This is a genomic window from Roseovarius tibetensis (genome assembly GCF_050896375.1).
GTDB classification, from domain to species: Bacteria; Pseudomonadota; Alphaproteobacteria; order Rhodobacterales; family Rhodobacteraceae; genus Roseovarius; species Roseovarius tibetensis.
Genome location: NZ_JBPBBB010000006.1, coordinates 79,956 through 105,713, shown reverse-complemented (window position 1 = coordinate 105,713; position 25,758 = coordinate 79,956). Strand labels below are relative to the sequence as shown.

The following is a 25,758-nucleotide window of genomic DNA, read 5'->3' as shown; positions in this document are numbered from 1 at the left end:
TGATAAATCAGGCCTCGGCCTCCGCGGTTTCGTCTTCGGTGGTCTCGTCGTCCGTCACCAGATCGTCAGGGTCCACCCAGCCCAGCATGACGCGCGCGGTCATCACCATATTTTGCGCTTCCTCGAGAGAGACGTCAAATTTTTCCAGAAGCCCTTCATCCTTGACACGCTCGCCATTCACCGTCGTCCAGCCGCCGGCGAGTTCCCAGTCGGCACAGGTCGCGAAATCGTCCAGCGACTTGACGTCGTCCTCGGCCAGTGCCTGCACCATCTGCGGGGTCAGCCCCTCGAACTCGATCAGGCTGTCCTCGGCGCCAAGCTCGCGCGCCTTGGCAAGGGCGGCGGCGGTCTGTGCTTCAAGCACGTCACGCGCGCGGGCCTGCAATTCCGCAGCGGTGTCGTCATCGACGCCGTCGATCACCAGAAGCTCGTCCAGCTCTACATATGCGACCTCTTCCAGCGTCGTGAAACCCTCGGCGACCAGAAGCTGCGCGAAAAATTCGTCCAGATCGAGCGCCTCCATGAAGAGACCCGTGCGCTCTTCGAATTCCTTCTGGCGGCGTTCGCTGTCCTCGGCCTCGGTCATGATGTCGATGTCCAGCCCCGTCAACTGGCTGGCAAGCCGCACGTTCTGGCCGCGCCGCCCGATGGCCAATGACAACTGATCCTCGGGGACCACCACCTCGATGCTTTGCGCGTCCTCGTCGATCACCACTTTCGCGACCTCGGCGGGTTGCAGCGCGTTGACGAGGAACGTCGCCTGATCCTCGTTCCACGGGATGATGTCGACCTTCTCGCCCTGAAGCTCGTTGACCACGGCCTGCACTCGGCTGCCCCGCATGCCGACGCAGGCGCCGACCGGATCGATAGAGCTGTCATGGCTGATCACCGCGATCTTGGCGCGGCTGCCGGGATCGCGCGCCACGGCCTTGATGTCGATGATGCCGTCATAGATTTCCGGCACTTCCATGCGGAACAGTTCCGCCATGAACTGCGGCTCGGTGCGCGACAGGAAGATCTGCGGCCCGCGCTGTTCGCGGCGCACGTCCTTAACGTAGCAGCGGATGCGGTCGTTGGGGCGATACGCCTCGCGTCCGATCTTCTCGTTGCGGCGCAGGATGCCCTCGCCCGCGCCGACATCGACGATGACGTTGCCGTATTCCTCGCGACGGACGACACCGTTGATGATGGTGCCCGCGCGATCCTTGAATTCCTCGTACTGGCGGTCGCGTTCGGCCTCGCGCACGCGTTGCAGGATCACCTGCTTGGCGCTTTGGGCGGCGATCCGCCCCATTTCCACCGGCGGCACCTCTTCGGTCAGCGTGTCGCCGACCGATGGGTCCTCGAGGTATTGCTTTGCCTGCTCGACGGTCAGTTCCGCCTGGTAGTTCTCCAGCTCGTCATCCTCGACCACGGTGCGGACGCGGGTGAAGGTGGCGCGCCCGGTCTTGCGGTCGATCTTCACCCGGATGTCCATCTCGGCCCCGTAGCGGCTCTTGGCAGCGCGGGCGAGGCTTTCCTCCATCGCTTCGACCACGAGGGCCGGGTCGATCATCTTTTCGCGCGCCACCGCTTCCGCGGTCTGCAGCAGCTCAAGCTGGTTGGCCGATGTGATAGCCATGGTTTCAGTCCTCCTCGGAACCGCTTTCGGTTTCTGTCTCGTTGGGCGTGTCATCGTCGATGACGCCCGCCGCCTTGCGCTGCCGCAGCATCTCGCGGATCAGATCGTCGGTCAGCACCAGCTTGGCGTCGTTCAGCCAGTCGAATTCCAGCCCGATCGTGCCCTCGGCGACGTTGATCAGCACTTCGTTGCCCTCGACGCCGGCCAGCATGCCCTTGAAACGCTTGCGCCCGCCGACCTGTTCGGCGGTCTCAAGCTTGGCCTCGTAGCCCTCGAACGCCTCGAAATCCTTGAGCCGCGTGAGCGGACGGTCGATGCCGGGGCTGGAGACTTCAAGCGTGTAGGTGTCGGTGATCGGCTCTTCGACATCCAGCACCGCGCTGACCGCCGTGCTGATATCTCCGCACTCGTCCACCTCGATGCCGCCGTCGGGCCGGTCCGCCATGATCTGCAGCAACGGCTCCTTGCCGCCCATGAGCCGCACGCGCACAAGTTCGAACCCCATGTCCTCGATCACCGGGGCGATGATCTCGGCAATGCGGCGATCCATTGCGGCCTTGGCGATCAGGTCGTTGCTCATGGGTTCCAGACACAAAAAAACGGGCGCGCGGCCCGTCACACTCTCCGGTGGGACTTTCGGAGTGGACCCGAAAGCGCCGCTGATGACGGGTCTATACGCCTCATGGGCGGTATCCGCAAGGGGATTCTCGGTCAGCCGAACCGCGCCTGCCACGCGGGCGGGCCGTCGACGGTGTCTGGTGCGGCGGCGAAGATCGCGCGCGCCACGGCGCGGGCCATCACGCAGGCGGCCGCGTGTCCCAGTGTGACCTGACCGGCGATGTCGGGGGCGGGCCGCGCCCCGGTCGCGGCGGCGAATATCAGGTCGCCATCCATCAATGTGTGCGACGGCACGAGCGCGCGGGCGAACCCGTCATGCGCGGCCGTGGCCAGCCGCCTGCATTGCGCCTTGGTCAGCGCGGCATCGGTGGCGACAATCCCGATGGTGGTGTTGGCGTGCGGGGTCAGCTTGGTGGGGGCCGTCATCGGGTCGGGCGCCTCCGGCGCCGGGCCAAGGCCACCGAACTCGGCGTTCTGCTCGAACGGTGCGGCCCAGAAATGCGGCCCGCCGCCCACGGTCGCCGAGCCAAGCGCGTTGACCGCCACCAGCGCGCCGATGGTGGAGCCGTCCGGCAGCATTGCCGAGGCCGAGCCCAGCCCGCCGCGCAAGGTGGCGGTGGTCGCGCCCGTGCCCGCGCCGGTGCTGCCGATCCCGAAATCGGCCGCGGCGGTGTCCAATGCCGCACGGCCTAGCGCCTTCCACGGGTTGTCCGTCCAGCCCGTGTCGCTGCCGTCGCGCAGGTCGAACAGGATCGCGGCCGGTACGATCGGCACTCGCGCGCGCCCCACGGCAAAGCCGCGCCCGGCGGCCCGCAGCCCCTCGGCCACGCCCGAGGCCGCGTCGAGCCCGAAGGCCGATCCGCCCGACAGGACCAGCGCGTCGACCTCCTGCACCACATGTTCGGGGGCCAGAAGGTCGGTCTCGCGTGTGCCGGGCGCGCCGCCCATCACATGTACGCCGGCGGTGAAGGGCGCATCGCCGGTCAGGACCGTGACCCCGCTGCGCAGTCTTGGGTCGCTGGCGTTGCCGATGCGCAGCCCCGCCACGTCGGTGATCAGGTTGCGCCGGTCATGTGCCATCGTCCGGCTCCTTCACGTTTTAGGCCAGCGCCAGCCGGCGTTCGCGGCGGATGACAAGCGAGATGACGACCACCGCCGCCATTGCCGTGGCGAACATGATCCACAACAATGTCAGCGCCCCCGCCCCAGGCGTCAGCAACGCACCGGCCAGGGCCGACAACGCCGCGCCGAAACCGATCATCATCGCGCCCGACAGACCGCTCGCGGTACCCGCCAGATCGGGCCGGATCGACAGCGCCCCCGCCGTGGCGTTGGGGATCACCATCCCGTTGCCGAGCCCCATGAAGGTCATCAGCCCGAAGAACACCAGCGGCGATCCGAACCCGAGACGAAAGAGCGCCACGTTGAGCCCGATGCCCGAGGCGTTGAACAGCGCACCCCACAGCACCATGCGGTTGACACCGAACCTGGTCGAGAACCGGCCCGAGGCGAAATTTCCGAGAAAATATCCGATTGCCGGGGCCCCGAAAAGCACGCCAAGCAGTGCGGGTGACAGCCCGAACACCTGATCGCCGACGAAGGGCGCGCCGCCCAGATAGGCGAAGAACGATCCCGAGGACAGTCCCGCCGCCAGTGCGTAGCCCCAGAAACGGCGCGAGGTCAGCAGGGCGGGGTAGTCGCGGAACTGCTGCATCAGGGTGCGCCCGGACAGCGGCGCGGTCTCGCCCAGGTCGCGCCAGCACAGCGCAAATAGCATGCCACCCAGAATGAACAGCGCCCAGAAATTTGCCTGCCATCCGAACGTCTCGTCGAGGATGCCGCCAAAGGCCGGGCCGATCATCGGCACGACCGCCATGCCCATCGTGACATACCCGATCATCGACGCGGCGCGATCCTGGGGCACCATGTCCCGCACGATGGCACGCGACAGCACCATCGCCACGATGACGCTGGCCTGCAACATGCGGAAGGTCAGGAAGACATAGACATTCGACGCCATGAGGCAGCCGAGCGTGGCCAAGAGGAAAATGCCGATCCCCCACAGGATCACCGGGCGGCGCCCCCACCGGTCCGAGATCGGCCCCATCAGCACCTGCAGGACAGCGTTCACCCCAAGGTAAAGCGCCACCGAAAGCTGGATAAGCCCATAGCTGGTGTCGAAATACGCGACCATACCCGGTAGCGAGGGCAGGAAGATGTTCATGGCCAGCGCCGATAATCCCGCAAGCAGGATCAACGTCGAGATGTGCGGTGGCGTGGTCCGGTCAAGGTATCGGACCCGAGGTTCAGATTTCATCCGGCGCAAGATAGGGGGGCGCTGCGCAAGTGTCCATGTGTTGCCGCGGGCAATCTGCGCGACCCGTCTGGTTTGCGAATTTGCACATATTCATTCGTGAATTCGCATGCTTTTGCAAATTTGCCGAATTCTGTTTGGCCTTGCGCCCTGCAGCCTCTATGGTCCGTATATCAAGGACAGGGGAGTGCCATGAAGGATATTCTGGAGGAACTCGACAGCCGCCGGGCCGATGCGCGGCTCGGGGGCGGTGCGGCGCGCATCGAGGCGCAGCACGGTCGCGGCAAGCTGACCGCGCGCGAGCGCATCGAGCTGTTGCTCGACGAGGGCAGCTTCGAGGAATTCGACATGTTCGTGGCGCATCGCTGCAACGATTTCGGGATGGAAAAGAACCGCCCCTACGGCGACGGGGTGGTGACCGGCTGGGGCACGATCAACGGGCGGCAGGTCTATGTCTTCAGCCAGGATTTCACCGTGCTCGGCGGGTCGGTCAGCGCCACCCACGCCCAGAAGATCTGCAAGATCATGGACATGGCCGTGGAAAACGGCGCGCCGGTGATCGGCATCAACGATTCGGGCGGCGCGCGGATCCAGGAAGGCGTCGACAGCCTGGCCGGCTATGGCGAGGTCTTCCAGCGCAATATCGAGGCGTCGGGCGTCGTGCCGCAGATAAGCGTCATCATGGGGCCCTGCGCGGGTGGCGCGGTCTATTCGCCGGCGATGACCGATTTCATCTTCATGGTGAAGGACAGCTCGTACATGTTCGTGACGGGGCCCGATGTTGTGCGCACCGTCACCAACGAACAGGTGACCGCCGAAGAGCTGGGCGGCGCGCTGACCCATACCCGCAAAAGCTCCGTGGCCGACGCGGCCTTCGAGAACGATGTCGAGGCACTGGCCGAGGTGCGGCGGCTGGTGGATTTTCTGCCGCTCAACAACCGCGAGAAGCCACCGAAACGGCCATTCTTCGACAAACCGGGACGGGTCGAGGACAGTCTCGACACGCTGATCCCCGACAATCCCAACATGCCCTATGACATGAAGGAACTGATCCACAAGGTCGCCGACGAGGGGGATTTCTACGAGATCCAGGCCGAGTTCGCCAAGAACATGATCACCGGCTTCATCCGGCTCGAGGGGCAGACCGTGGGCGTGGTGGCCAACCAGCCGATGGTGCTGGCCGGCTGTCTCGATATCGACAGCGGGCGCAAGGCGGCGCGTTTCGTGCGGTTCTGCGACGCGTTCGAGATCCCGATCCTGACGCTGGTGGACGTACCCGGTTTCCTGCCCGGGACGGGGCAGGAATATGGCGGCGTCATCAAGCATGGGGCCAAGCTGCTGTTTGCCTACGGCGAGGCGACGGTGCCCAAGGTCACGGTGATCACCCGAAAGGCCTATGGCGGGGCCTACGTGGTGATGTCATCCAAACACCTGCGCGGTGATTTCAACTATGCCTGGCCGACCTCGGAGATTGCGGTGATGGGTGCCAAAGGCGCGACCGAGATCATTTACCGCTCGGACCTCGGCGATGCCGAGAAGATCGCCGCGCACACCAAGAGCTACGAGGATCGCTTCGCCAATCCCTTCGTCGCCGCCGAGCGGGGATTCATCGACGAGGTGATCCAGCCGCGCAGCACGCGGATGCGGGTCAGCCGCGCCTTCGCGTCGCTCAGGAACAAGAAAAAGAGCACGCCCTGGAAAAAGCACGACAACATCCCGCTTTGAGGCGAGCGTGGCATGGGGGCGCTGCCCCCGTCGCCCGGAACGGGCGACTCCCCCGGGGTATTTCGGCCAAGAAGAAGACGACACGGAGAAGGATATGGGCCGCGGCCGCTGGCATGAGATCGAGGAGGGGGGGACGCTGACTCTGACGCGGCGCCTGCCCGCGCGCTTCGATCTGGCGGTCGAGGGCTGGCTGCCCGAGGCGCCGCGCCGCCGCGTGGCACACCGGCTGCGGCAGGACATGTGGCGCGAGTTGCAGGGCCTGCGCGGCTTTGCCCCCGCGGTGCAGGTCTGGCGCGTGGCCAGCGGATTGCGGGTTCGGGCGGGCGGCGCCGTGGCGGGACGGTTTGCCCGGGCCGACGCGGAGGCGCGGATCGACGCGCTGCTGCAGGACCCTGCGCGGATGGCGCGCTGGACGGGGGCGACATGGTGAGGCTGATGGTTCTCGTCTGTCTGGCGGTGCTGGCGCGCGCGCCTGCACCCATGGCGCAGGACGGCGCGTTGCGTCTGCCCTCGGGACTGGAGGCCCGGCTGCAGGAGGTGCTGACCGACCAGCGCGCGGGGGGCGGGCTGACCTACCGGTTCCGGTTTGTCGCGGAGGGGCTCGAAGGCGGCGATGCGGCGTTGGAACAGGTGATGGCGGATCTCGAATGGCTGTGCAACGAGTACGCGCTGCCCCGGATCGCCAATATCGGTCCGCAGCCGGGACGGGTGGTGATATCACTGGCTGACAGGCCCTCGACCTTCGGCGTTTACGATCCGGGGGTCGTGCAGGTCTTCGAGGGGTACAGCCCCGATGCCGATCGTTGCAACTGGGAAATGTTTTGATGCGAATGCAATCTCTTGCGATGTGTCCCGCGTCGATACGCCGGACTGCGGCTTTGGGGACACAGGCCCGCAGGTTTGCACGGTGCATGTGTTCAAGCCTTGTAAATTCGGCTAGCCTGCGCGACGGTTACAGTCAGGTGACCTCAGACTCACCCAGATGGCGTGCGTCGGCGTCAAGCCGGCGCGCTATTCACATCGCAGATAAGAGAGACAGGAGTACTACATGTCGAACACCATCAAGAGCGTTCTCGCCATTGGCCTTGTGGCCTTTGTCGCAGCCTGTGCACAACAGCAGGAAGAAGAGTTCGTGGTCGTCGAGCCCGAGCCGATCACGACCGAGCCGGAGCAGACCGGAAAGTACAAGTAAACTCTTCGGGTTTTCTTCGGGGCGGGTCGATGTGCCCGCCCCGGCACCGCGCCGGAGTCCGCCCATTTGTCCGGGGGCCGGATCATGCTGAAGCATCGCGGGTTTCCCGGTCGTCTGCCGGGCACGGATTTCCAGTTCACCATCCGCCGCGCCAACCCCAAAGGGGCCACGCCGCTTGTTGCCCGCGCGCGGTATCGTGATCGGCGGCCGCCGGACAAGCGCGCCGATGCCGAATTCCTGCGCGCCATCTGGGAGTGTTTCGGCGATGCGCCGTTCGAGCGCGGCAATCTCGACGCCGGACGCCTGAGTTGGCTGTTCGGGCGCGAGATCAAGCCCGCCGAGGACCCCTTCGACCCCGAAAGCTACGAGGCGTGTCTGGTTCTGGATGTCGCCGTCGCGCGCGCCAGCTTTCCCGACGTGTTCGCGGGAGAGGACGGATGAGCCGCGCCGTGTCCACTGCGGTGCCCTTTGCCAGTCCGGCCCCGTGTCGTCGCCCCGCGCGCAGCGACCGCGCACCGTTCGTCATAATCCAAGAGGGACAGAAAGCATGTTCAAGAAGATCCTGATCGCCAACCGGGGCGAGATCGCCTGTCGCGTCATCAAAACCGCGCGCAAGATGGGCATCGGCACGGTGGCGATCTATTCCGATGCGGATCGCAATGCGTTGCATGTGCGGATGGCCGACGAGGCGGTGCGAATCGGCCCGCCAGCCGCGAACGAAAGCTATATCGTGATCGACAAGGTGATGGACGCGATCCGCCAGACCGGCGCCGAGGCGGTGCATCCGGGCTACGGCTTTCTAAGCGAGAACCCCAAATTCGCCAAGGCGCTGGAGGCCGAGGGCGTGGCCTTCATCGGCCCGCCCGTGAAGGCGATCGAGGCGATGGGCGACAAGATCACCTCCAAGAAGATCGCCAAGGAGGCCGGCGTCAACACCGTGCCCGGTGTCATGGGCCTGATCGAGGATGCCGAGGAGGCGGTGAAGATCTCCAACGAGATCGGCTACCCGGTGATGATCAAGGCCAGCGCGGGCGGCGGTGGCAAGGGCATGCGGATCGCCTGGACCGACGACGAGGCGCGCGAGGGGTTCCAGAGTTCCAAGAACGAGGCCGCCAGCAGCTTCGGCGATGACCGCCTGTTCATCGAGAAATTCGTCATGCAGCCGCGCCACATCGAGATCCAGGTGCTGTGCGACGGCTTTGGGAACGGCATCTACCTGGGCGAGCGCGAATGCAGCATCCAGCGCCGCAACCAGAAGGTCATCGAGGAAGCGCCCAGCCCGTTTCTGGACGACGAGACGCGCCGCGCCATGGGCGAGCAGGCGGTGGCGCTGGCACAGGCCGTGGATTACACCAGCGCGGGCACCGTGGAATTCATCGTCGACGGCGACCGGAACTTCTATTTCCTGGAAATGAACACGCGCCTTCAGGTGGAACATCCCGTGACCGAGCTGATCACCGGCGTCGACCTAGTCGAGCAGATGATCCGCGTGGCCGCCGGTGAGACGCTGAGCATCGCGCAGTCCGACGTGACGCTGAGCGGCTGGGCGATGGAAAGCCGCCTTTATGCCGAGGACCCGTATCGCGGGTTCCTGCCGTCGATCGGGCGGCTGACACGCTATCGCCCGCCCGAGGAGCTGGATATCGAGGGCGCGGTGGTGCGCAACGATACCGGCGTCTTCGAGGGCGGCGAGATCAGCATGTATTACGACCCGATGATCGCCAAGCTGTGCACCTGGGGGCCGACGCGCGCGGCGTCCATCGACGGGATGCGCAATGCGCTCGACGCGTTCGAGGTCGAGGGGATCGGGCACAACCTGCCCTTCCTGAGCGCGGTGATGGATCACCCGAAATTCGTTGCGGGCGAGATGACCACCGCCTTCATCGCCGAGGAATATCCCGACGGCTTTCACGGGGTGGAACTGCCCGGCGATGTCCTGCGCCGGATCGCGGCGAGTTGCGCGGCGATGCACAGGTTGGCGGAAATCCGGCGCACGCGGATATCGGGGCGGATGGACAATCACGAGCGCCAGGTGGGCGAGGATTGGGTCGTCGCGCTTCAGGGTGAAAGCCATTCCGTGACGGTGAAGGCGGATCGCGACGGGGCCAGCGTGCGGTTCGCGGACGGCACCACGTTGCGGGTGGCCAGTGACTGGACACCGGGGGACCAGCTGGCGCGGCTGGACGTGGATGGCAGTCCGCTGGTGCTCAAGGTGGGCAAGATCACGCACGGCTTCCGCATCCGCTCGCGCGGGGCGGATCTCAAGGTGCATGTGCGGACCCCGCGTCAGGCCGAGCTGGCGGCGCTGATGCCCGAAAAACTGCCGCCCGACACCTCAAAGATGCTGCTGTGTCCGATGCCGGGGCTGATCGTGAAGGTCAATGTCGAGATCGGCGAAGAGGTGCAGGAAGGTCAGGCGCTGTGCACCGTGGAGGCGATGAAGATGGAGAACATCCTGCGCGCCGAACGCAAGGGCACCGTGGCGCGGGTGAATGCCGGACCGGGCGATAGCCTGGCGGTGGATGACGTGATCATGGAGTTCGAGTGAGGGGATGACCGACGTCGCGCGCCATAGCCCTGTGCCGGTTGCCTGTCTGGCTGCGTTCGTGATCCTTGCCGGCTGCGCGCGCGAGGACGAGGCGGCGCAGCGCGCGCGGTTGGCGCAGTGGTTTTCTCTTGGCGAGACGATCTCGTTCACGGCTCGGCGCGACTGCGCCGTCGGCCTGTACGAGGTGGTTGCGCCGGACGTGAAATCGGCGCTGCCGCTCATGCCGGACGTGGTCCAGATGCAGCGCATGATCGACGCGCAGGGGGCGGCGGCGCTGGATGTGACGGCGCAGGGCGCGGACGTGGCGATGGTGGCAATGGCCAATCACGCGCGCCCCACGGGCATGGCGATGCGGCGTGCGGGCCTTGAGGCGCGGGCATGCATGGACAAGCGCAGCGAAGGGGCCTTTCGCCACGCGCTGGATCATCCGGGCGGTATCATGGCGTGGGATGCCGACACGGGTACGCTGATCCTGATGGCCCGCGATGCGGATGTGCTTGTCGCGGTGCAGGGAAACGCGTGATGACGGTCCGCGATCAGCTTCCGGTGCCCTGCTCGCGCAATTCCTGCTGTCGCGTGGGCAGCTTGTCGATCGAGCGGGTGATCTCGCGGATGGCCCATGGCGTGGGTTTGCGCAGGAAGATCGCCCCGTCCTTGGCGATACCCACGAGGCCGAACCCACGCGGCCGCAGCTCGCGGCGTACATCCGAGCGCGCCGCGGGATCGGTGTCGGTTATCACGATCACGTCACGCGCCCTGAGGGCCGAGATGCCCCCCCGGAGATATTCCATCTGCTCGTTGAAGCGCGGGTCGTCGGGCGTGTCGGCGAACACGACAAGCGGCCTTTTGACCCAGCGAAACGTGTCGAGGTCCACATTCTCGGCGCTGACGATCAGGTCGTCCATGGCCTTTTCATCCGCGTCCTGCGCGGCGGCGGCCGTCGTGACAAAGGCCGCCAGAACAAGTGACAAGGCGTATTTCATGATTTCTCCTGTTGGACGGGATATAGGTTCTGCGCAGATGATTGCGAAGGAAGAATACAGCCGGTCGCGAAAAAATGTCGAGTTCATGCCCGGCGCGAATGGATCGGTTCGTCCATTCGTGACCTATCCGGGCACCGGCCTGTTTGACATGGAAAACCGCACCGGATGAGGCTGGGACGCATCCCAGCCCGGACCGGTTGCACGACAAGAGGACAAGGACATGGCATCGAAGAAAGACGACTGGCGCAAGATCGCCGAGGGTGAGCTGCGCGGGCGGCCCCTCGAGGATCTGACATGGAACACGCTGGAAGGCATTCCCGTTCAGCCGCTCTACACCGAAGAGGACGTGGCGGATCTGCCGCATATGGGCACGATACCCGGTGCGGCGCCCTTCACCCGCGGCGTCAAGGCGACGATGTATGCCGGGCGCCCCTGGACGATCCGGCAATATGCGGGCTTCTCCACGGCCGAGGAATCCAATGCCTTCTACCGTCGCAACCTTGCGGCCGGGCAGCAGGGCGTTTCGGTCGCGTTCGATCTGGCCACGCATCGGGGTTATGACAGCGACCATCCCCGCGTCGAGGGCGATGTCGGCAAGGCCGGCGTCGCCATTGATTCGGTCGAGGACATGAAGGTGCTGTTCGACGGGATCCCGCTCGACAAGGTGTCGGTGTCGATGACGATGAACGGCGCGGTGGTCCCTGTTCTGGCCAGCTTCATCGTCGCCGGCGAGGAGCAGGGCCACGACAAGAGCGCACTGGCGGGCACCATCCAGAATGACATCCTCAAGGAATTCATGGTGCGCAACACCTATATCTATCCGCCCGCGCCCTCGATGCGGATCATCAGCGACATCATCGCCTACACCGCCGAGAACATGCCGCGCTTCAACTCGATCTCGATTTCCGGCTACCACATGCAGGAGGCGGGCGCGAACCTTGTACAGGAGCTGGCCTATACCCTGGCCGATGGGCGCGAATACGTCAAAGCCGCGATCGAGGCCGGTATGGATGTCGACAGCTTCGCCCCGCGCCTGTCCTTCTTCTTTGCCATCGGCATGAATTTTTTCATGGAGGCCGCCAAGCTGCGCGCCGCGCGACTGCTGTGGGATCGGATCATGACCGAATTCGGCGCGCAGAACGAGAAATCCAAGATGCTGCGCACCCATTGCCAGACCAGCGGAGTCAGCCTGCAGGAACAGGATCCTTACAACAACGTCGTGCGCACCGCCTACGAGGCGATGAGCGCGGTCCTGGGCGGCACGCAGAGCCTGCACACCAACGCGCTGGACGAGGCGATCGCGCTGCCCACCGATTTTTCGGCCCGCATCGCGCGCAACACGCAGCTGATCCTGCAGGAGGAGACGGGCGTCACCAATGTCGTCGATCCGCTGGCGGGATCCTATTACGTCGAGAAGCTGACGCATGATCTGGCCGAGAAGGCGTGGGACCTGATCCAGGAGGTCGAGGAGATGGGCGGCATGACCCGCGCCGTTGAATCGGGCATGCCCAAGCTGCGCATCGAGGAGACGGCGGCGACCCGCCAGGCGATGATCGACCGCGGCCAAGAGGTGATCGTCGGGGTCAACAAGTACCGCAAGGATCACGAGGACCCGATCGACATTCTTGATGTCGACAACGTCAAGGTGCGGGACAGCCAGATCAAGGGGCTGGAGCGGATCCGCGCCAGCCGCGATCAGGCCGCCTGCGATGCGGCGCTGGACGAGTTGACGCGCCGCGCGCGCGAGGGCGGCAATATCCTTGACGCGGCGGTCGAGGCCGCGCGCGTGCGCGCCACGGTGGGCGAGATCAGTAGCGCGCTGGAAAAGGAGTTCGGCCGCCACCGCGCCGAGGTTCGTACGCTGGCCGGTGTCTACGGCGCCGCCTACGAGGGGGACGAGGGCTTTGCCGCGATCCAGAAATCGGTCGAGGATTTTGCCGAGGACGAGGGGCGGCGGCCGCGCATGCTGGTCGTCAAGATGGGACAGGACGGGCATGATCGCGGCGCCAAGGTGATCGCGACGGCCTTTGCCGATATCGGCTTCGATGTCGATGTGGGTCCGCTGTTCCAGACACCGGAAGAGGCCGCGCAGGACGCCATCGACAACGACGTGCATGTGGTGGGCATCAGCAGCCAAGCGGCCGGGCACAAGTTCCTGGCGCCCCGGCTGATCGAGGCGCTGAAAGAGCGTGACGCGGGCGACATCATCGTGATCTGCGGTGGCGTCATCCCGCAGCAGGATTACGAGTTCCTGCAAAAGGCCGGGGTCAAGGCGATCTTCGGTCCGGGCACCAACATCCCCGACGCCGCACAGGATATCCTGAAACTGATCCGCGCGGCGCGCGGCTGATCCGCATCAAAGACAAGAAAGGGGGCCAGCCCCCTTACCCCCGGGGTATTTGACCCAAGAAGAAGGAGAGGCCCATGTGGCTCGATCATCTGGCGGTGGCCGCAGAAAGCCTCGAGGCGGGGCGGATAAATGTGGAGAAAAGCCTGGGCCTGCCGTTGCAGCCCGGCGGGCAGCATGCGCATTTCGGCACGCATAACCTTCTTCTGGGGCTGGAGGACGGGCTGTATCTCGAGGTGATCGCGGTGGACCCGGACGCGGATGCGCCTGACCATCCGCGCTGGTTCGATCTGGATCGCTTCACCGGTGCGCCGCGCCTGTCCAACTGGATCTGTGCGGTCGACGATCTTGACGCGGCCCGCGCGCGGCACCCGGCCGCGGGCGGTTCCGTCGATCTGGCGCGCGGGGATCTGCGCTGGCGCATGGCCGTGCCGGATGGCGGGGTGCTGCCATATGACAATTGCTTTCCGGCGCTGATCGACTGGCGCGCGGGCGGGCATCCGTCCGAGCGTTTGCCCGCCTCGGGCGCGCGGCTGGACCGGCTGGTTGTGGCGCATCCCGAAGCGGCGGCGTTACGCGCCGAGCTTGACGATCTTGATGATCCGCGCGTGGTGTTCGAACCGGGCGCGCCCGCGCTGCGTGCCGAGATCATGACGCCCAAAGGGGTCAGGGTGCTGGAATGACGATAAGGCCGGCCGTGGCGGCGGATGTTCCGCAGATCCAGGAGATCTGGAACCCGCTGATACGCAATAGCGCGGTCACCTTCACCACGATCGAAAAGACCCCCGCGGGGCTGCAGAGCGAGATCGCGGCGCGCGGCGCCGCGTTCCTGGTGGCCGAAGAGGCGGGTATGATCCTTGGCTTTGCCAGCTATGGCGCGTTTCGTGGCGGACCGGGCTACGGGCATACCGCAGAGCATACCGTGATCCTCGCGCCATCGGCGCGGCGCCGCGGCACAGGGCGTGCGCTGATGCAGCAGCTGGAGGCGCAGGCGCGTGCCGAGGGCCTGCATGTCCTCGTCGGCGGGGTGAGTGGCGAAAACCCGTCAGCCATAGCCTTTCATCGCGCGATCGGCTTTCAAGAGGCCGCGCGTCTGCCCGAGGTGGGCCGCAAGTTCGGTCGCTGGATGGATCTGGTGTTTCTGCACAAATGTATATGACGGTTTGCGCTGACACCGCCGGCGATCGGCGTTAGGATAATCGCATGACGATCTGGACCCGCATATCCGACGCATTGCAGGCCCTTGCCAAGGGCGAAAGCCTGACCTCTGTCTTCGATCATCTGCGCAGCCCGCCCGAACGCAGCGTGGCCTTCACAATCGCAGTGATCGCGCTGTCGGCCAAGATGGCAAAGGCGGACGGGCAGGTCACACGGAACGAGGTGGCGGCGTTTCGCGAGGTCTTTCAGATAGACAGCGGGGAAGAGGCCAATGCCGCGCGCGTCTTCAATCTGGCCCGGCAGGATGTGGCGGGGTTCAAGGAATACGCCTCGCGCATCCGGCGCATGTTCGATGGTGAACCGGACACGTTGTGCGATCTGCTCGAAGGGCTCTTTCACATTGCCATGGCCGATGGTGTCTACCATCCTGACGAGGATGCGTTCCTGGCGCGTGTGGCCGAGTGCTTTGGTCTGGACGAGTCCGATTTTCGGGCGATGCGTGCCCGCTTCGTGTCGGACGCGCCGCCTGATCCGTGGTCGGTTCTGGGCGTGACGTCCGACATGCCGATGGACGAGATCCGCAAGGTTTGGCGCAGGATGGTGCGCGACTGTCATCCCGACCGGATGCAGGCGCGCGGCGTCCCGCCCGAGGCCGTGAAGCTGGCCGAAAAGCGGCTGACCGACATCAATCGTGCGTGGGACGAGATCAACGCGGTGCGCGGCACCGGCAAACACGCGGCCAAACATGCCGATTGACCGGGCTGGGCCCTTAAAATCCGGACGTGGCGCGCTTACATCCAGCGATATGATATACAAGCACATCATATTCGCCCTGCCGGTCGCCGTTATGCTGGCCGCCACCCCGGCACTGGCCCAGGACAGCCCCGAGGAGGCGCCAGAGGGCGAAGGGCGGTCCTTGATGCAGGAAGGCGCACGCCTGTTCTGGGAGGGCATCCGGCGCGAGATGGGTCCCGCGCTTGAAAGCTTTCGCGATCAGGCCGAAGAGATGGAACCCGCCTTGCGCGAGTTCGTCGAGGAGATGGGGCCGGCGCTGCGCGACCTGATGGACAAGGCCGGCGATCTGAGCGCCTATCACGCGCCAGAGGTGCTGCCCAACGGGGATATTATCCTGCGTCGCAAGACCCCGCAGGACAGTCCGGACGAACCCGTGCCCGAGGGCGACATCGAAATCTGACGTGGTCTGTCACGTGTGCATGGTGCCGCGATCCGCCGCGCGGAGGCCTCGTCTAGTGTACGACCGCCTCGGCGTCGAGCGCACTGGCAAGGGCCTGAAACCGGGCCTGTGCGACCTCTCCGAACAGCGGTCCGGCCTCTTGTGACAGGCGCAATTCCAGCACCTTCTTTTTTGGAAACCAGCGCAGCTCGCCCAGACGGGCGTCCTTTTTCAACCAGAGCATTGCCGCGAACCGCATCGCCTTGCCCACCACCTCGGCGTCGTGACATTCGCGTTCCGACAGCAGGCTGCCAAGCTCGGAAAACCGGGTGTTGTCGCGCTTGTTGGCGTAGCGGTGCAGTAGGCACAGACCCAAGAATATCCGTTCGGAATGCTTCAACCCGCCAAGATTCGCGCGCGTGGCATTGTCGAAACAGACTTCGGCGCGGTAATCGGGATGGGCGCGCCAGCTGACATCGTGCAACAGGCATGCCGCGCGGATGATGCGCCGCCGTTCGGGACTGGCGGATTTGAAGATCGGCTGCAGGAAGTGATAGATCACCTTGCCGAAGCCGGGCAGGCGCGCGTCCTTGTGCTCGGCAAAGCGGCAGGCCTCGATCAGCGGGTCGCGGTCGCGCAGAAGCTGCGGCATCTGTTCGTAGAGCAGACCCTCGCGGATGCCGTAGCTCGATACGGCGATGTCGCGGGGATGGAAGGTCTTGACCACTTCGCGCAGAACCTCTGCCGCATGAGGCACAAGCGCGATGCGGCTGGCCGAGACCCCGGATTTCGCGCGCAAGGTGTCGGGATCGGTCGTCTCGATCTGCTTTATGGTGGCGCGCAGATCGGCGGGGGTCATGCGGTATTCATGCAGCACCGACAGCGGGTAATTGCGCCGGGCCATGTCGATCTTGGCGATGGCGCGCCACGATCCGCCGACCAGGAACAGCCGGTTGCGTTGTTCGCCCAGTTGCGTGCGCATGTCGGCGAGCGTGCTTTGGATATGGGCCTTGCGCCCCTTCTTGCCGCCCTTGATATCGGCCAGTTTGAACGGCCCGAGCGACGAGGACAGGCACGTCCCCACCGTGCCCGCGTCCACCGCCGCCAGTTCCATCGACGACCCGCCGATATCGCAGACCAGCCCGTAAGAGCCCGGCCAGCCCAGAAGCACCCCCTGCGCCGACAGCCGTGCCTCTTCCGGCCCGTCGATCACCCAAAGGCGCAGACCGGTCCGCTGTCGCACCTCGGCGCAGAACTCGGGCCCGTCCTCGGCATCGCGTACCGCGGCCGTGGCCACGGTGACGAGCGGCCCGGTATCCATGCCGCGCGCCAGCATCTCGAACCGTTCCAGCGCGGCAAGTGCGCGCTTGCGCCCCTTGGGGTTGAGACGGCCGGTTTCGGACATGCCCGCGCCGAGCGCACACATGATCTTTTCATTGTAGAAATAGGCCGGGCTGCGCGCCGCCCCGTCGAACACCACAAGGCGGACAGAGTTCGACCCGACATCGACCACCCCGACCCGGCTGAGGGCGCGTGCCGTCGGGCTGTCGAAAAGCGGGCGGCCAAACGGGCCACCGTCGGGTTCTGCGGGATCGTGCGTGCCGTCCATGGGCCCCCCGTCGCTGCTGCCCCGTCTATGCGCCAAGGGCCTTGCGGGGTCAATCACCCGGCGCGCGTTTCCGCGTCGGGTGTCACACCGGGTGGCGCGCGTTCAGCGCCCGCACGATCATCGCGAGGATGTAGAGCGCGAGACCGATCACGAAGATGATCTTTGCGATGCTGCCAAAGCCAAGATCCCCGGCGATGCCTGCGACGACGAGACATGGCGTTGCCAGCCGGGCGTGGTCCCGTCTTTGCGGCCACGTCAGGCACGACATGGGCGTTCCGGTCCCGCCTCGCGGATCGCAGGGTTACTGACCTGCCGGCCGGGTCAGTCGCCGGTATGGGTCAGCTTGGGCACATCCGATGCGCCGGCCGAGCCGCGCCCCGACAGCGACGGATTTTCCATGAAGAAGCGGTGGCAGTTGAACGCGAACTCTCCTTCGGGCCGTGTCGCCCGTGAAAAGCTGCCATCGGGCGACATCACCCAGCTTTGGGCGACATCGGCCATGTTGGCCGCCATCACCTGTGACACGATCTGCGCCTTGACTGTGGGGTTCTCGATCTCGACCAGCGTTTCCACCCGGCGGTTGAGATTGCGCCCCATCCAGTCCGCCGACGAGATGAAGACCCGTGCCTTCTTCGACGGAAGTCCGGACCCGTTGCCGAAACACACGATGCGCGAGTGTTCCAGAAACCGGCCGACGATGGATTTCACCCGGATATTCGAAGACAGCCCCTTGATGCCAGGGCGCAGCCCGCAGATGCCGCGCACCACGAGGTCGATCCGGACGCCCGCCTCGGAGGCGGCATAGAGCGCGTCGATCACGTCCGGTTCGATCAGCGAGTTCATCTTGGCCCAGATCGACGCCGGCTTGCCCGCGCGGGCAAGCTCTGCCTCGTGCCCGATCAGCTCTATCAGCCTCGATTTCAGCGTCAGAGGCGAGATTGCAAGGTTTTCGAGGCGCTCTGGCTGGGCGTAACCCGACAGGTAATTGAACACCTTGGTGGCATCGCGCCCGAGTTTCGCGTCGCAGGTGAAAAAGCTCAGATCGGTATAGATGCGCGCCGTGATGGGGTGGTAATTGCCGGTGCCGTAATGCGTGTAGGTCACGAGCGAACTGCCCTCGCGCCGGACCACGGTCGATATCTTGGCATGCGTCTTGAGATCGAGGAATCCATAGACAACATGCGCGCCCGCGCGTTCCAGCCGCCGTGACTGGCGGATGTTGGCGGCCTCGTCGAACCGCGCCTTCAGTTCCACCAGCGCCGTCACCGACTTGCCCTCTTCGGCGGCCTCGCACAGCGCCTCGACAATCGGCGAGTTGCGCGAGGTACGATAGAGCGTCTGCTTGATCGCCAGCACATGCGGGTCGCGCGCGGCCTGTTGCAGGAAACGCACCACCATGTCGAACGTCTCGTAAGGGTGATGCAGCAGCATGTCCTTTTGCCGCACGGCCGCGAACATGTCGCCGTCATGATCCTGCACGCGTTCCGGCACGCGCGGGGTGAATGACGGCCAGAGAAGATCATGCCGCGACTCGAGCACCAGCTCCTTGAGATGCGCCAGCCCGATCATGCCGTCCACCTCGATCACCTCGTCGGAGGTGACGTGCAGTTCCTCCATGATGACGCGGCGCAACCCCTCGGGTGCGCCGGTCGAGATGTTCATGCGCACCACTTCACCCCGGCGGCGGCGTTTCAGCGCCACCTCGAATTCGCGCACGAGGTCCTCGGCCTCGTCCTCGACCTCGAGATCGCTGTCGCGCAGCACCCGGAACCCGCAATGCCCGACATGGCGGTAGCCGGGAAACAGGCTGTCGAGATGCAGCAGCAACAGCTCTTCCAGCGGCAGGAAGCGGTAGCTGCCCTCGGCGGCCGGCAGGGCGATGAAGCGGTCGATCTGGTGCGGGATCGGCAACAGCGCCTGCAGCGGGCGCTTGTCTGACTTGCGCTCCATCTGCAGCGCAAGGCTGTAGCCGAGATTGGGGATGAACGGAAAGGGATGCGCGGGGTCGATGGCCAGCGGCGACAGGATCGGGAAGACCTCGTGCAGGAAGACCTCTGCAAGCATGGTCCGGTCCGCCTTGTCCAGCGCCTCGTGCTTGAGGATCGTGATGCCCTCGCCTTCCATCTCGAGGCGCAGCGCCTCGAAGGTTTGCTGTTGCTGATCGAGCAGGCGGCGCGCGTTCTCGTTGATCAGAACAAGCTGTTCCAGCGGGCTGAGCCCGTCGGCGGCCGGGGTGGTGTTGCCCGCCTTGGCCAGTTCGCGCAGGCCCGCGACCCGCACATTGTAGAATTCATCAAGGTTCGTGGCCGAGATCGACAGGAAGCGCAGCCGTTCCAGAAGTGGCACACGGCTGTTTTGGGCCTCTTCCAGCACGCGCCAGTTGAATCCCAGCCAGCTTAGTTCCCGGTTGAAGAACCGTCCGGGGCCGGTCACGTCCAGATCGGGGCGTTCGATCGGGTCCGGACGGGAGGATTTCAGAAAATCTGCGTTTGTCATGGGAGCCTTGTGGCGTTGACATGTAATGATCAGGTAAAGCGTGACGCTATTCGCCGTGATTGTCCAGAACCTCGCCGGCCAGTCCCCGCGTGATCGACCGGCGTTGCGCCAACGCCGTCGCATCGAGATCGGCGACGATCCGTTCCGCAGCCTCGAACGAGCGTTCCATGCGCTTTGCGAGAAAGGGAATGGTGTCGGGACTGGGCATGAGTTGGCGATCCGCGAAAAGCTTCATCAGAACGGCCGACAACAGCGCGTCATCGGGCGGGTGCAGGGTGATGTGCAGCGTGCCCTGCAAACGGCTGGCCAGATCGGGCAGGGTCAGTCCCCACAGATGCGGCGGTGTGCGGGCGGTCACCAGCAGGGCCCGCCCCTCGGCCTGGATCAGGTTGTGCAGATGAAAGAGCGCGTCTTGGGCCGCGCCATGTCCCGCGACATCCTGGGCGTCCTCGACCACCACGCAGCCCTGACCCAGCTGTGCGACGTCGGATCGGGCGAGATCGCGCGCGGCCACGATCCCGGCCCCCGACAGCCCCGCCCAGACATGCGCCAGATGCGTCTTGCCCGCCCCTGCGGGCCCGGTCAGGATCAGCTTGTGCGACGGCCACCCCTGCCAGCCTTCGATCGTCGCCACGGCTTCGGAATTGGCCGGTGAGACGAAGAAATCCTCGCGCCCGAGGGCCGCGCGCACCGGCAAGTCAAAGCTGAGCTGTTCGGCCATCAGCCGTCGTCCCGGCTGTCGAGCCCGCGATAGAGACGGCTTGACTTGTATTGCGCGATCACGAACCGCGCGATCACGCCAAGGGCCGCGGCCACGGGCACCGCCACCAGCATGCCGACAAAGCCGAACAGCGTGCCGAAGGCGGACAGTGCGAAGATCAGCCAGACAGGGTGCAGCCCGACCGAGGACCCCACCAGTTTCGGTGTCAGGAAGTTGCCCTCGATCACCTGACCCGAGACGAAGATGCCGGCGACCAGAATGATGCTGAACCATTGGCCCCAGAACTGGAACAGCGCGAGACCGATCGCCAGCACGCCGCCGATGATCGCGCCGACGTAGGGAATGAAGGTCAACAGGCCCGCGACAGCGCCGACGACCAGCCCGAATTGCAACCCCACGAGCATCAGCGCCACCGCGTAATAGGTGCCTAGGATCAGGCAGACGGTGCCCATGCCACGGATGAAGCTGGCCAGCGTGCTGTCGATGTCCTGCGCGAGTTTGCGGACGATCGGGGCATGGTCGCGCGGCAGCATGTGGTCGAGCTCTTGGATCATGTGGTCCCAGTCATACAGCAGGTAGACCGCCACCACCGGCGCCACGACCAGAAGCACCACGATGTTCAAAAGCGAGGCCGCGGAGCTGAGCGCGGTCTCCAACACCTGCACGCCGCGGTCGCGGATTGTCTCACCCAGCCCGATGAGGGTCTCGCGCGCCGGCGAATCCGCATCGAAAAGGGACGGGAATTGCGCGGTGAAAAAGCCCTGAAGATCGCGGGCAAGCTGCGGCGTGATCTCGAACAACGCGATGGCCTGGCTGACCAGCGTCGGCACTACGAGGATCAGCAGCAGCGTGAAAAGCAACAGGACCGATAGCGTGATCACGACCACCGCCGTCATGCGGCTCAGCCCCAGGCGCTGCAGCCGGTCAGCCACGGGATCGAGGAAATAGGCGATCGCCCCACCCAGGATGAAGGGCAGGATCACGTTGCCCAGAAACCACAAGGCAAGGGCGAAGACCGCCATCGCGATGCCCCAGTATTTCAGTTGCTGCCTGACCGGTAATGCCATCCGCGTGCTCCTGACCCGTTTCCGTCATCTCGCCTGTGCGCGCGCAGGTTTCAAGAGGGCGGCGCGCGCGTGCCGATGATCCTCCCTTGTCTGGAAGGGTGCAACGCCATAAACGAGGGCAAATGCCCAGACCCAGAGGTTCGTCATGCGTCTCAGCCGTTATTTTCTGCCCGTGCTCAAGGAAACGCCCGCCGAGGCGCAGATCGCCAGTCACCGGCTGATGCTGCGGGCGGGGATGATCAAGCAGGCGAGCGCCGGGATCTATTCGTGGCTGCCGCTGGGGTTCAAGGTGCTGCGCAAGATCGAGAACATCGTTCACGAGGAACAGTTGCGCGCGGGCCATGTCCCGATGCTGATGCCGACGCTGCAATCGGCCGATCTGTGGCGCGAGTCGGGGCGCTACGACGATTACGGCGCGGAAATGCTGCGCATCACCGACCGGCAAGGCCGCGATCTTCTTTATGGGCCCACCAATGAAGAGCTGATCACCGACATCTTCCGGTCGCATGTCGGCAGCTACAAGGACCTGCCGCTGACCCTGTATCACATCCAGTGGAAGTTCCGCGACGAGGTGCGGCCGCGCTTCGGGGTGATGCGGGGCCGGGAATTCTTCATGAAGGACGGCTACAATTTCGACCTGACCCGCGAGGATGCGCTGCACGCCTATAACCGCCACATGGTCAGCTACCTGCGCACCTACGAGCGCATGGGCCTGCAGGCGATCCCGATGCGCGCCGATAGCGGCCCGATCGGCGGCGACGACACGCACGAGTTCCTTGTGCTGGCAGATACCGGCGAATCGGAAGTGTTCTACGATAGCGCGATCACCGATCTGAAACTCGGCGACCGCGTGGTGGATTATGACAGCCACGCGGAATGCGCCGCGATCGTGGACGAATGGACCACGCCGTATGCGCGCACCGACGAAACCCATGACGAGGCGAAGTTCAACGCCGTCCCCGAAGACCGGCGCCGGTCGCGGCGGGGTATAGAGGTGGGCCAGATCTTCTATTTCGGCACCAAGTATTCCGAACCGATGGGGGCCACGGTGCAAGGCCCAGACGGCAAGGCCGTGCCGGTGCATATGGGCAGCCACGGCATCGGCGTCAGCCGTCTGGTGGGCGCGATCATCGAGGCAAGCCATGACGACAAGGGTATCATCTGGCCCGAGGGCGTGACGCCCTTCCATGTCGGGATCGTCAATCTCAAGCAGGGCGATGCAGAGGCTGATGCGGCCTGCGAGGCGCTGTACCAGTCACTGAACCTGCTGGGGCTGGACCCGTTTTACGATGACCGAGACGAGCGCGCCGGCGGCAAGTTCGCGACGATGGACCTGATCGGCCTGCCGTGGCGGATCACGGTGGGGCCGCGGGGCCTGAAGAACGGCGTGGTCGAGCTGACCAGCCGCCGCACCGGCGAGAGCGAGGAATTGGCGCCAGAGGCGGCGGTCGAACGGCTCGCGGACATATATGCGCCGCATGTGTTGCAGCCGGCGTTTTGAGAGGGCTTTCCAATTTTTGTCGATCTGATGTTAGGTCGGTCTCTCCGGGGCGGCCCGGCGATGCGCGGCGGCCTTCAGCCTTGATTCCGCGCATGGGCAAACTGCAAATGTTCACTCCGGTCCCGACCCCGCCACGCCACATTGACGCCGCCCGCCGAACGCCGCACTGAACCCGCGTAGATATCAGGAGGCCGCAATGGCCAGATCCCCCGCCCCCTTTGCCGCGTTCGAGTGGCTTATCGCCTGGCGCTACCTGCGGGCCAAGCGCGCCGAGGGTGGCGTCAGCGTCATGACCTGGATCAGCCTGATCGGCATTACGCTGGCGGTCTTCGCGCTGATCGCCACGCTCGCCGTGCGCTCGGGCTTTCGTGCGGAATTCGTCGATACGATCCTTGGCGCCAATGCGCATGCGACAATCTACAGCGCCGGGGCGATTGACGACGAGACCGGGCGCGTCGACCGCACCATCACCGACTACCGGGCGATGGCCGAGCGCGTGCGCGCCGTGCCGGGCGTCACTCGCGTCGCCCCGCTGGTCAAGGGGCAGGTCATGGCCAGTGCCGAAGGCCGCAATGCCGGCGTGCAGGTTTTCGGCATCGCGCCCGAGGATCTGAGGGCGATCCCGCGCGTCGCCGATCCCGAGACCGGGCGCGGCGATCTGGACCGGTTCGAGGCGGGCATCGCCATCGGGTCGGGCGTGGCGCAGGAACTTGGCGTAACCTTGGGCGACCGGATCAAGCTGATCTCGCCCGACGGGGTCAAGACGCCGCTTGGCACGACACCCCGCATCAATTCCTACGACGTGACCTATATCTTCAGCGTCGGGCGTTACGACATCGACCGGGTGCGCGTCTATTTGCCCTTTGGCGAGGCGCAGAGCTTTTTCAACCGCGACGGGCGCGCGGACGAGCTGGAGGTGACGGTCGCCGAGCCCGAGAACATCGACGACCGGGTGATGCCGCTGCTGCGCGCCGCCGGGGACCGCGCGCAGGTCTGGACGTGGCAGGATGCCAGCGGATCCTTCCTGCGCGCGCTCGAGGTCGAGGACAACGTGATGTTCGTGATCCTGTCGATCCTCGTGCTGATCGCGGCGATGAACATCACCAGCGGGCTGATCATGCTGGTCAAGAACAAGGGCCGCGATATCGGCATCCTGCGCACCATGGGGCTGAGCGAGGGATCGGTGCTGCGCGTCTTCTTCATCTGCGGGGCGTTCACCGGGCTGATCGGCACCGCCGCCGGTGTGATCCTTGGCTGTCTCTTCGCGATCTATATCGACCCGATCTTCTCGGCGGTGAACGTGATGATGGGTGGACAGGTCTGGGATCCGTCGATCCGCGGAATCTACCAGTTGCCGGCGCAGTTGCAGTTGGGTGATGTGTTGACCGCGGTCGCGTTGTCGCTGGGGCTGAGTTTCGTGGTCACGATCTTTCCGGCCCGGCGCGCGGCGCGGATGAACCCGGTGGAGGCGTTGCGCTATGAGTGATCCTGTGCTGCGCCTGTCGGGTATCGACAAGACCTACAACAAGGACCGCCCCGGCGAGGTGCGCGTGCTGGCCGGGGTGGACCTGACGCTGGCACAGGGCGAGATGGTTGCCCTTGTGGCCCCGTCCGGCGCGGGCAAGTCCACGCTGCTGCATATCGCCGGGCTTCTGGACGTGGCCGATGCGGGCCGCGTCGAGATCGGTGGCGCGGACATGACCGGCCTTGGCGATCGCCACCGGACCCGCGTGCGGCGCGGACAGGTGGGCTTCGTCTACCAGTTCCACCACCTGTTGCCCGAGTTCACCGCGCTGGAAAACATCGCATTGCCGCAGCGGGCGAATGGCGTGCCGCGCCGTGTGGCCGAGGACCGTGCGCGCGATCTTCTGGACAGGGTGGGCGTGGCCCCGCGCGCCGGACACCGCCCCTCGGCGCTGTCAGGCGGGGAACAGCAGCGCGTTGCGTTCTGCCGCGCGCTGGCCAACAGCCCGCGCCTCCTGCTGGCCGACGAGCCGACGGGAAACCTCGATCCCGATACCGCCGACCAGGTCTTCGACACGCTGAAGGGGCTGGTGCGCGACACCGGGTTGTCGGCACTGATCGCCACGCATAACCTTGGCCTCGCCGCGCGCATGGACCGGATCGTCAAACTGGATCAGGGGCGCGTCGTCGCGGGATGACGCCGCGCCGTTGGTCGCGGTTGACGGGCTTGCAACGCCACGGCGTTGGCCTAGACTTCCTGTGCATGGAGGTAGTCCAATGCGACATGTCATATTATCCTTGATCCTTGCAGCGGGCGTGGCAGGGACAGCGAGATCAGACGAGGCGGCGATGCAATCTGTGATCTCCGACCAGATCGAGGCCTTCCTCGCCGAAAACACCGAGCGCGCCTTCGACCATGCCAGCCCGTTCATCCAGCGCAAGTTCGGCACGCCCGATACGTTCGGCGATATGGTGCGCAACGGCTATCCGATGGTCTGGCAGCCGTCGGACGTGACCTTTCTCGATATCGAGATGATCGATGGGCGCCCGGTGCAAAGCGTGCGGATGCGCGGGCCGGGGGGCAAGTCGTGGATCGTCGATTACGAGATGGTCGAGATCGACGGCACGTGGCGCATCAACGGTGTGCGTGTGCGCGAGGCACCCGGCCTTAATGCCTGACCTGTGGACAGGGCACCGTCACGGTGGTCTGACATACGGTT

At 65.3% G+C, this 25,758-nt stretch carries 27 protein-coding genes; 17 read left to right on the top strand and 10 right to left on the bottom strand.

Going from position 1 to position 25,758, the window contains the following annotated elements:
* Positions 1-7: 7 nt before the first annotated feature.
* From nusA to ACROSR_RS06530, 4 genes are all read right to left on the bottom strand, one after another.
* Positions 8-1,621, bottom strand: coding sequence for a transcription termination factor NusA (gene nusA, locus ACROSR_RS06545; RefSeq protein WP_432683284.1), 1,614 nt, complete (start codon positions 1,619-1,621; stop codon positions 8-10).
* A gap of 4 nt (positions 1,622-1,625) precedes the next feature.
* Entirely contained in the window at positions 1,626-2,201 is a 576-nt protein-coding gene (gene rimP, locus ACROSR_RS06540) for a ribosome maturation factor RimP (protein ID WP_432683282.1), read from the bottom strand.
* 131 nt (positions 2,202-2,332) lie between these two features.
* Positions 2,333-3,319, bottom strand: coding sequence for a P1 family peptidase (locus ACROSR_RS06535; RefSeq protein ID WP_432683280.1), 987 nt, complete (start codon positions 3,317-3,319; stop codon positions 2,333-2,335).
* Positions 3,320-3,338: 19 nt separating this feature from the next.
* Positions 3,339-4,556 carry a multidrug effflux MFS transporter gene (locus ACROSR_RS06530; RefSeq protein WP_432683278.1) on the bottom strand — a complete coding sequence of 406 codons (1,218 nt, stop codon included), beginning with the start codon at positions 4,554-4,556 and terminating at the stop codon, positions 3,339-3,341.
* Between the two features lie 189 nt (positions 4,557-4,745).
* On the opposite strand from ACROSR_RS06530, the gene ACROSR_RS06525 reads away from it, so the two are divergent.
* The 7 genes from ACROSR_RS06525 (at position 4,746) to ACROSR_RS06495 (ending at position 10,541) form a co-directional block, all read left to right on the top strand.
* On the top strand, positions 4,746-6,278 hold the full coding sequence (locus tag ACROSR_RS06525; protein ID WP_432683276.1) for an acyl-CoA carboxylase subunit beta: 1,533 nt from the start codon (positions 4,746-4,748) through the stop codon (positions 6,276-6,278).
* 94 nt (positions 6,279-6,372) lie between these two features.
* Positions 6,373-6,708: a hypothetical protein gene (locus ACROSR_RS06520; RefSeq protein ID WP_432683274.1), complete on the top strand. Its 336-nt coding sequence runs from the start codon at positions 6,373-6,375 to the stop codon at positions 6,706-6,708.
* Entirely contained in the window at positions 6,702-7,103 is a 402-nt protein-coding gene (locus ACROSR_RS06515) for a DUF6497 family protein (protein ID WP_432683272.1), read from the top strand. The genes ACROSR_RS06520 and ACROSR_RS06515 overlap by 7 nt, the downstream gene beginning before the upstream one ends.
* A gap of 223 nt (positions 7,104-7,326) precedes the next feature.
* Positions 7,327-7,470, top strand: a complete 144-nt coding sequence (locus ACROSR_RS06510; RefSeq protein WP_432683270.1) for a hypothetical protein — start codon at positions 7,327-7,329, stop codon at positions 7,468-7,470.
* A gap of 84 nt (positions 7,471-7,554) precedes the next feature.
* Positions 7,555-7,911: a hypothetical protein gene (locus ACROSR_RS06505; RefSeq protein ID WP_432683268.1), complete on the top strand. Its 357-nt coding sequence runs from the start codon at positions 7,555-7,557 to the stop codon at positions 7,909-7,911.
* A gap of 106 nt (positions 7,912-8,017) precedes the next feature.
* Entirely contained in the window at positions 8,018-10,018 is a 2,001-nt protein-coding gene (locus ACROSR_RS06500) for an acetyl-CoA carboxylase biotin carboxylase subunit (RefSeq protein ID WP_432683266.1), read from the top strand.
* Between the two features lie 4 nt (positions 10,019-10,022).
* Positions 10,023-10,541 (top strand): hypothetical protein, encoded by a 519-nt coding sequence (locus tag ACROSR_RS06495; protein WP_432683264.1) that lies wholly within the window; start codon positions 10,023-10,025, stop codon positions 10,539-10,541.
* 13 nt (positions 10,542-10,554) lie between these two features.
* Here ACROSR_RS06495 and ACROSR_RS06490 read toward each other — a convergent pair whose 3' ends face one another.
* Entirely contained in the window at positions 10,555-11,001 is a 447-nt protein-coding gene (locus ACROSR_RS06490; RefSeq protein WP_432683262.1) for a DUF4174 domain-containing protein, read from the bottom strand.
* Here ACROSR_RS06490 and ACROSR_RS06485 point away from each other — a divergent pair.
* The 6 genes from ACROSR_RS06485 to ACROSR_RS06460 all read left to right on the top strand — a co-directional run bounded on the left by ACROSR_RS06485 (position 11,000) and on the right by ACROSR_RS06460 (position 15,701).
* Positions 11,000-11,170 carry a hypothetical protein gene (locus ACROSR_RS06485; protein ID WP_432683260.1) on the top strand — a complete coding sequence of 57 codons (171 nt, stop codon included), beginning with the start codon at positions 11,000-11,002 and terminating at the stop codon, positions 11,168-11,170. The two genes, ACROSR_RS06490 and ACROSR_RS06485, sit on opposite strands and share 2 nt — an antisense overlap.
* A gap of 51 nt (positions 11,171-11,221) precedes the next feature.
* On the top strand, positions 11,222-13,351 hold the full coding sequence (scpA, locus tag ACROSR_RS06480; protein ID WP_432683258.1) for a methylmalonyl-CoA mutase: 2,130 nt from the start codon (positions 11,222-11,224) through the stop codon (positions 13,349-13,351).
* 74 nt (positions 13,352-13,425) lie between these two features.
* A complete protein-coding gene (locus tag ACROSR_RS06475; RefSeq protein WP_432683256.1) occupies positions 13,426-14,031 on the top strand; it encodes a VOC family protein in 606 nt (201 codons plus the stop codon).
* Positions 14,028-14,507 (top strand): GNAT family N-acetyltransferase, encoded by a 480-nt coding sequence (locus ACROSR_RS06470; protein WP_432683254.1) that lies wholly within the window; start codon positions 14,028-14,030, stop codon positions 14,505-14,507. The genes ACROSR_RS06475 and ACROSR_RS06470 overlap by 4 nt, the downstream gene beginning before the upstream one ends.
* A 44-nt stretch (positions 14,508-14,551) precedes the next feature.
* Positions 14,552-15,262, top strand: coding sequence for a TerB family tellurite resistance protein (locus ACROSR_RS06465; RefSeq protein WP_432683252.1), 711 nt, complete (start codon positions 14,552-14,554; stop codon positions 15,260-15,262).
* Between the two features lie 49 nt (positions 15,263-15,311).
* A complete protein-coding gene (locus tag ACROSR_RS06460) occupies positions 15,312-15,701 on the top strand; it encodes a hypothetical protein (RefSeq protein ID WP_432683250.1) in 390 nt (129 codons plus the stop codon).
* Positions 15,702-15,753: 52 nt separating this feature from the next.
* Here ACROSR_RS06460 and ACROSR_RS06455 read toward each other — a convergent pair whose 3' ends face one another.
* The 5 genes from ACROSR_RS06455 to ACROSR_RS06435 form a co-directional block, all read right to left on the bottom strand.
* A complete protein-coding gene (locus tag ACROSR_RS06455) occupies positions 15,754-17,289 on the bottom strand; it encodes a Ppx/GppA family phosphatase (RefSeq protein ID WP_432683248.1) in 1,536 nt (511 codons plus the stop codon).
* 82 nt (positions 17,290-17,371) lie between these two features.
* Positions 17,372-17,557 carry a hypothetical protein gene (locus ACROSR_RS06450; RefSeq protein WP_432683246.1) on the bottom strand — a complete coding sequence of 62 codons (186 nt, stop codon included), beginning with the start codon at positions 17,555-17,557 and terminating at the stop codon, positions 17,372-17,374.
* Positions 17,558-17,610: 53 nt separating this feature from the next.
* Complete coding sequence (locus ACROSR_RS06445; RefSeq protein ID WP_432683244.1) at positions 17,611-19,785, bottom strand: RNA degradosome polyphosphate kinase; 2,175 nt, start codon at positions 19,783-19,785, stop codon at positions 17,611-17,613.
* 46 nt (positions 19,786-19,831) lie between these two features.
* Entirely contained in the window at positions 19,832-20,506 is a 675-nt protein-coding gene (locus tag ACROSR_RS06440) for a P-loop NTPase family protein (protein WP_432683242.1), read from the bottom strand.
* On the bottom strand, positions 20,506-21,573 hold the full coding sequence (locus ACROSR_RS06435) for an AI-2E family transporter (protein ID WP_432683240.1): 1,068 nt from the start codon (positions 21,571-21,573) through the stop codon (positions 20,506-20,508). Before ACROSR_RS06435 ends, ACROSR_RS06440 begins: the two co-directional genes overlap by 1 nt.
* Positions 21,574-21,718: 145 nt before the next feature.
* Between ACROSR_RS06435 and proS the strand changes: the two genes are divergently transcribed.
* The 4 genes from proS (at position 21,719) to ACROSR_RS06415 (ending at position 25,717) form a co-directional block, all read left to right on the top strand.
* The gene (gene proS, locus ACROSR_RS06430) at positions 21,719-23,074 is read left to right on the top strand and encodes a proline--tRNA ligase (RefSeq protein WP_432683238.1); all 1,356 of its coding nucleotides are present in this window, start codon (positions 21,719-21,721) and stop codon (positions 23,072-23,074) included.
* Positions 23,075-23,270: 196 nt separating this feature from the next.
* The gene (locus tag ACROSR_RS06425; RefSeq protein ID WP_432683236.1) at positions 23,271-24,560 is read left to right on the top strand and encodes a lipoprotein-releasing ABC transporter permease subunit; all 1,290 of its coding nucleotides are present in this window, start codon (positions 23,271-23,273) and stop codon (positions 24,558-24,560) included.
* The gene (locus tag ACROSR_RS06420) at positions 24,553-25,236 is read left to right on the top strand and encodes an ABC transporter ATP-binding protein (RefSeq protein ID WP_432683234.1); all 684 of its coding nucleotides are present in this window, start codon (positions 24,553-24,555) and stop codon (positions 25,234-25,236) included. Before ACROSR_RS06425 ends, ACROSR_RS06420 begins: the two co-directional genes overlap by 8 nt.
* 79 nt (positions 25,237-25,315) lie before the next feature.
* The gene (locus tag ACROSR_RS06415) at positions 25,316-25,717 is read left to right on the top strand and encodes a DUF4864 domain-containing protein (protein ID WP_490166893.1); all 402 of its coding nucleotides are present in this window, start codon (positions 25,316-25,318) and stop codon (positions 25,715-25,717) included.
* The last annotated feature ends 41 nt before the right edge of the window (positions 25,718-25,758 follow it).

Bases quoted from the DNA above. Each gene is read 5' to 3' on its own strand.
- ACROSR_RS06435 (WP_432683240.1), bottom strand. From the start codon at position 21,573: ATGGCATTACCGGTCAGGCAGCAACTGAAATACTGGGGCATCGCGATG.
- ACROSR_RS06470 (WP_432683254.1), top strand. From the start codon at position 14,028: ATGACGATAAGGCCGGCCGTGGCGGCGGATGTTCCGCAGATCCAGGAG.
- scpA (WP_432683258.1), top strand. From the start codon at position 11,222: ATGGCATCGAAGAAAGACGACTGGCGCAAGATCGCCGAGGGTGAGCTG.
- ACROSR_RS06520 (WP_432683274.1), top strand. From the start codon at position 6,373: ATGGGCCGCGGCCGCTGGCATGAGATCGAGGAGGGGGGGACGCTGACT.
- proS (WP_432683238.1), top strand. From the start codon at position 21,719: ATGCGTCTCAGCCGTTATTTTCTGCCCGTGCTCAAGGAAACGCCCGCC.
- ACROSR_RS06525 (WP_432683276.1), top strand. From the start codon at position 4,746: ATGAAGGATATTCTGGAGGAACTCGACAGCCGCCGGGCCGATGCGCGG.
- ACROSR_RS06475 (WP_432683256.1), top strand. From the start codon at position 13,426: ATGTGGCTCGATCATCTGGCGGTGGCCGCAGAAAGCCTCGAGGCGGGG.
- ACROSR_RS06490 (WP_432683262.1), bottom strand. From the start codon at position 11,001: ATGAAATACGCCTTGTCACTTGTTCTGGCGGCCTTTGTCACGACGGCC.
- ACROSR_RS06415 (WP_490166893.1), top strand. From the start codon at position 25,316: ATGCGACATGTCATATTATCCTTGATCCTTGCAGCGGGCGTGGCAGGG.
- ACROSR_RS06500 (WP_432683266.1), top strand. From the start codon at position 8,018: ATGTTCAAGAAGATCCTGATCGCCAACCGGGGCGAGATCGCCTGTCGC.
- rimP (WP_432683282.1), bottom strand. From the start codon at position 2,201: ATGAGCAACGACCTGATCGCCAAGGCCGCAATGGATCGCCGCATTGCC.
- ACROSR_RS06460 (WP_432683250.1), top strand. From the start codon at position 15,312: ATGATATACAAGCACATCATATTCGCCCTGCCGGTCGCCGTTATGCTG.
- ACROSR_RS06485 (WP_432683260.1), top strand. From the start codon at position 11,000: ATGATTTCTCCTGTTGGACGGGATATAGGTTCTGCGCAGATGATTGCG.
- ACROSR_RS06440 (WP_432683242.1), bottom strand. From the start codon at position 20,506: ATGGCCGAACAGCTCAGCTTTGACTTGCCGGTGCGCGCGGCCCTCGGG.
- ACROSR_RS06530 (WP_432683278.1), bottom strand. From the start codon at position 4,556: ATGAAATCTGAACCTCGGGTCCGATACCTTGACCGGACCACGCCACCG.
- ACROSR_RS06515 (WP_432683272.1), top strand. From the start codon at position 6,702: ATGGTGAGGCTGATGGTTCTCGTCTGTCTGGCGGTGCTGGCGCGCGCG.
- ACROSR_RS06425 (WP_432683236.1), top strand. From the start codon at position 23,271: ATGGCCAGATCCCCCGCCCCCTTTGCCGCGTTCGAGTGGCTTATCGCC.
- nusA (WP_432683284.1), bottom strand. From the start codon at position 1,621: ATGGCTATCACATCGGCCAACCAGCTTGAGCTGCTGCAGACCGCGGAA.
- ACROSR_RS06450 (WP_432683246.1), bottom strand. From the start codon at position 17,557: ATGTCGTGCCTGACGTGGCCGCAAAGACGGGACCACGCCCGGCTGGCA.
- ACROSR_RS06445 (WP_432683244.1), bottom strand. From the start codon at position 19,785: ATGACAAACGCAGATTTTCTGAAATCCTCCCGTCCGGACCCGATCGAA.
- ACROSR_RS06505 (WP_432683268.1), top strand. From the start codon at position 7,555: ATGCTGAAGCATCGCGGGTTTCCCGGTCGTCTGCCGGGCACGGATTTC.
- ACROSR_RS06535 (WP_432683280.1), bottom strand. From the start codon at position 3,319: ATGGCACATGACCGGCGCAACCTGATCACCGACGTGGCGGGGCTGCGC.
- ACROSR_RS06495 (WP_432683264.1), top strand. From the start codon at position 10,023: ATGACCGACGTCGCGCGCCATAGCCCTGTGCCGGTTGCCTGTCTGGCT.
- ACROSR_RS06455 (WP_432683248.1), bottom strand. From the start codon at position 17,289: ATGGACGGCACGCACGATCCCGCAGAACCCGACGGTGGCCCGTTTGGC.
- ACROSR_RS06420 (WP_432683234.1), top strand. From the start codon at position 24,553: ATGAGTGATCCTGTGCTGCGCCTGTCGGGTATCGACAAGACCTACAAC.
- ACROSR_RS06465 (WP_432683252.1), top strand. From the start codon at position 14,552: ATGACGATCTGGACCCGCATATCCGACGCATTGCAGGCCCTTGCCAAG.
- ACROSR_RS06510 (WP_432683270.1), top strand. From the start codon at position 7,327: ATGTCGAACACCATCAAGAGCGTTCTCGCCATTGGCCTTGTGGCCTTT.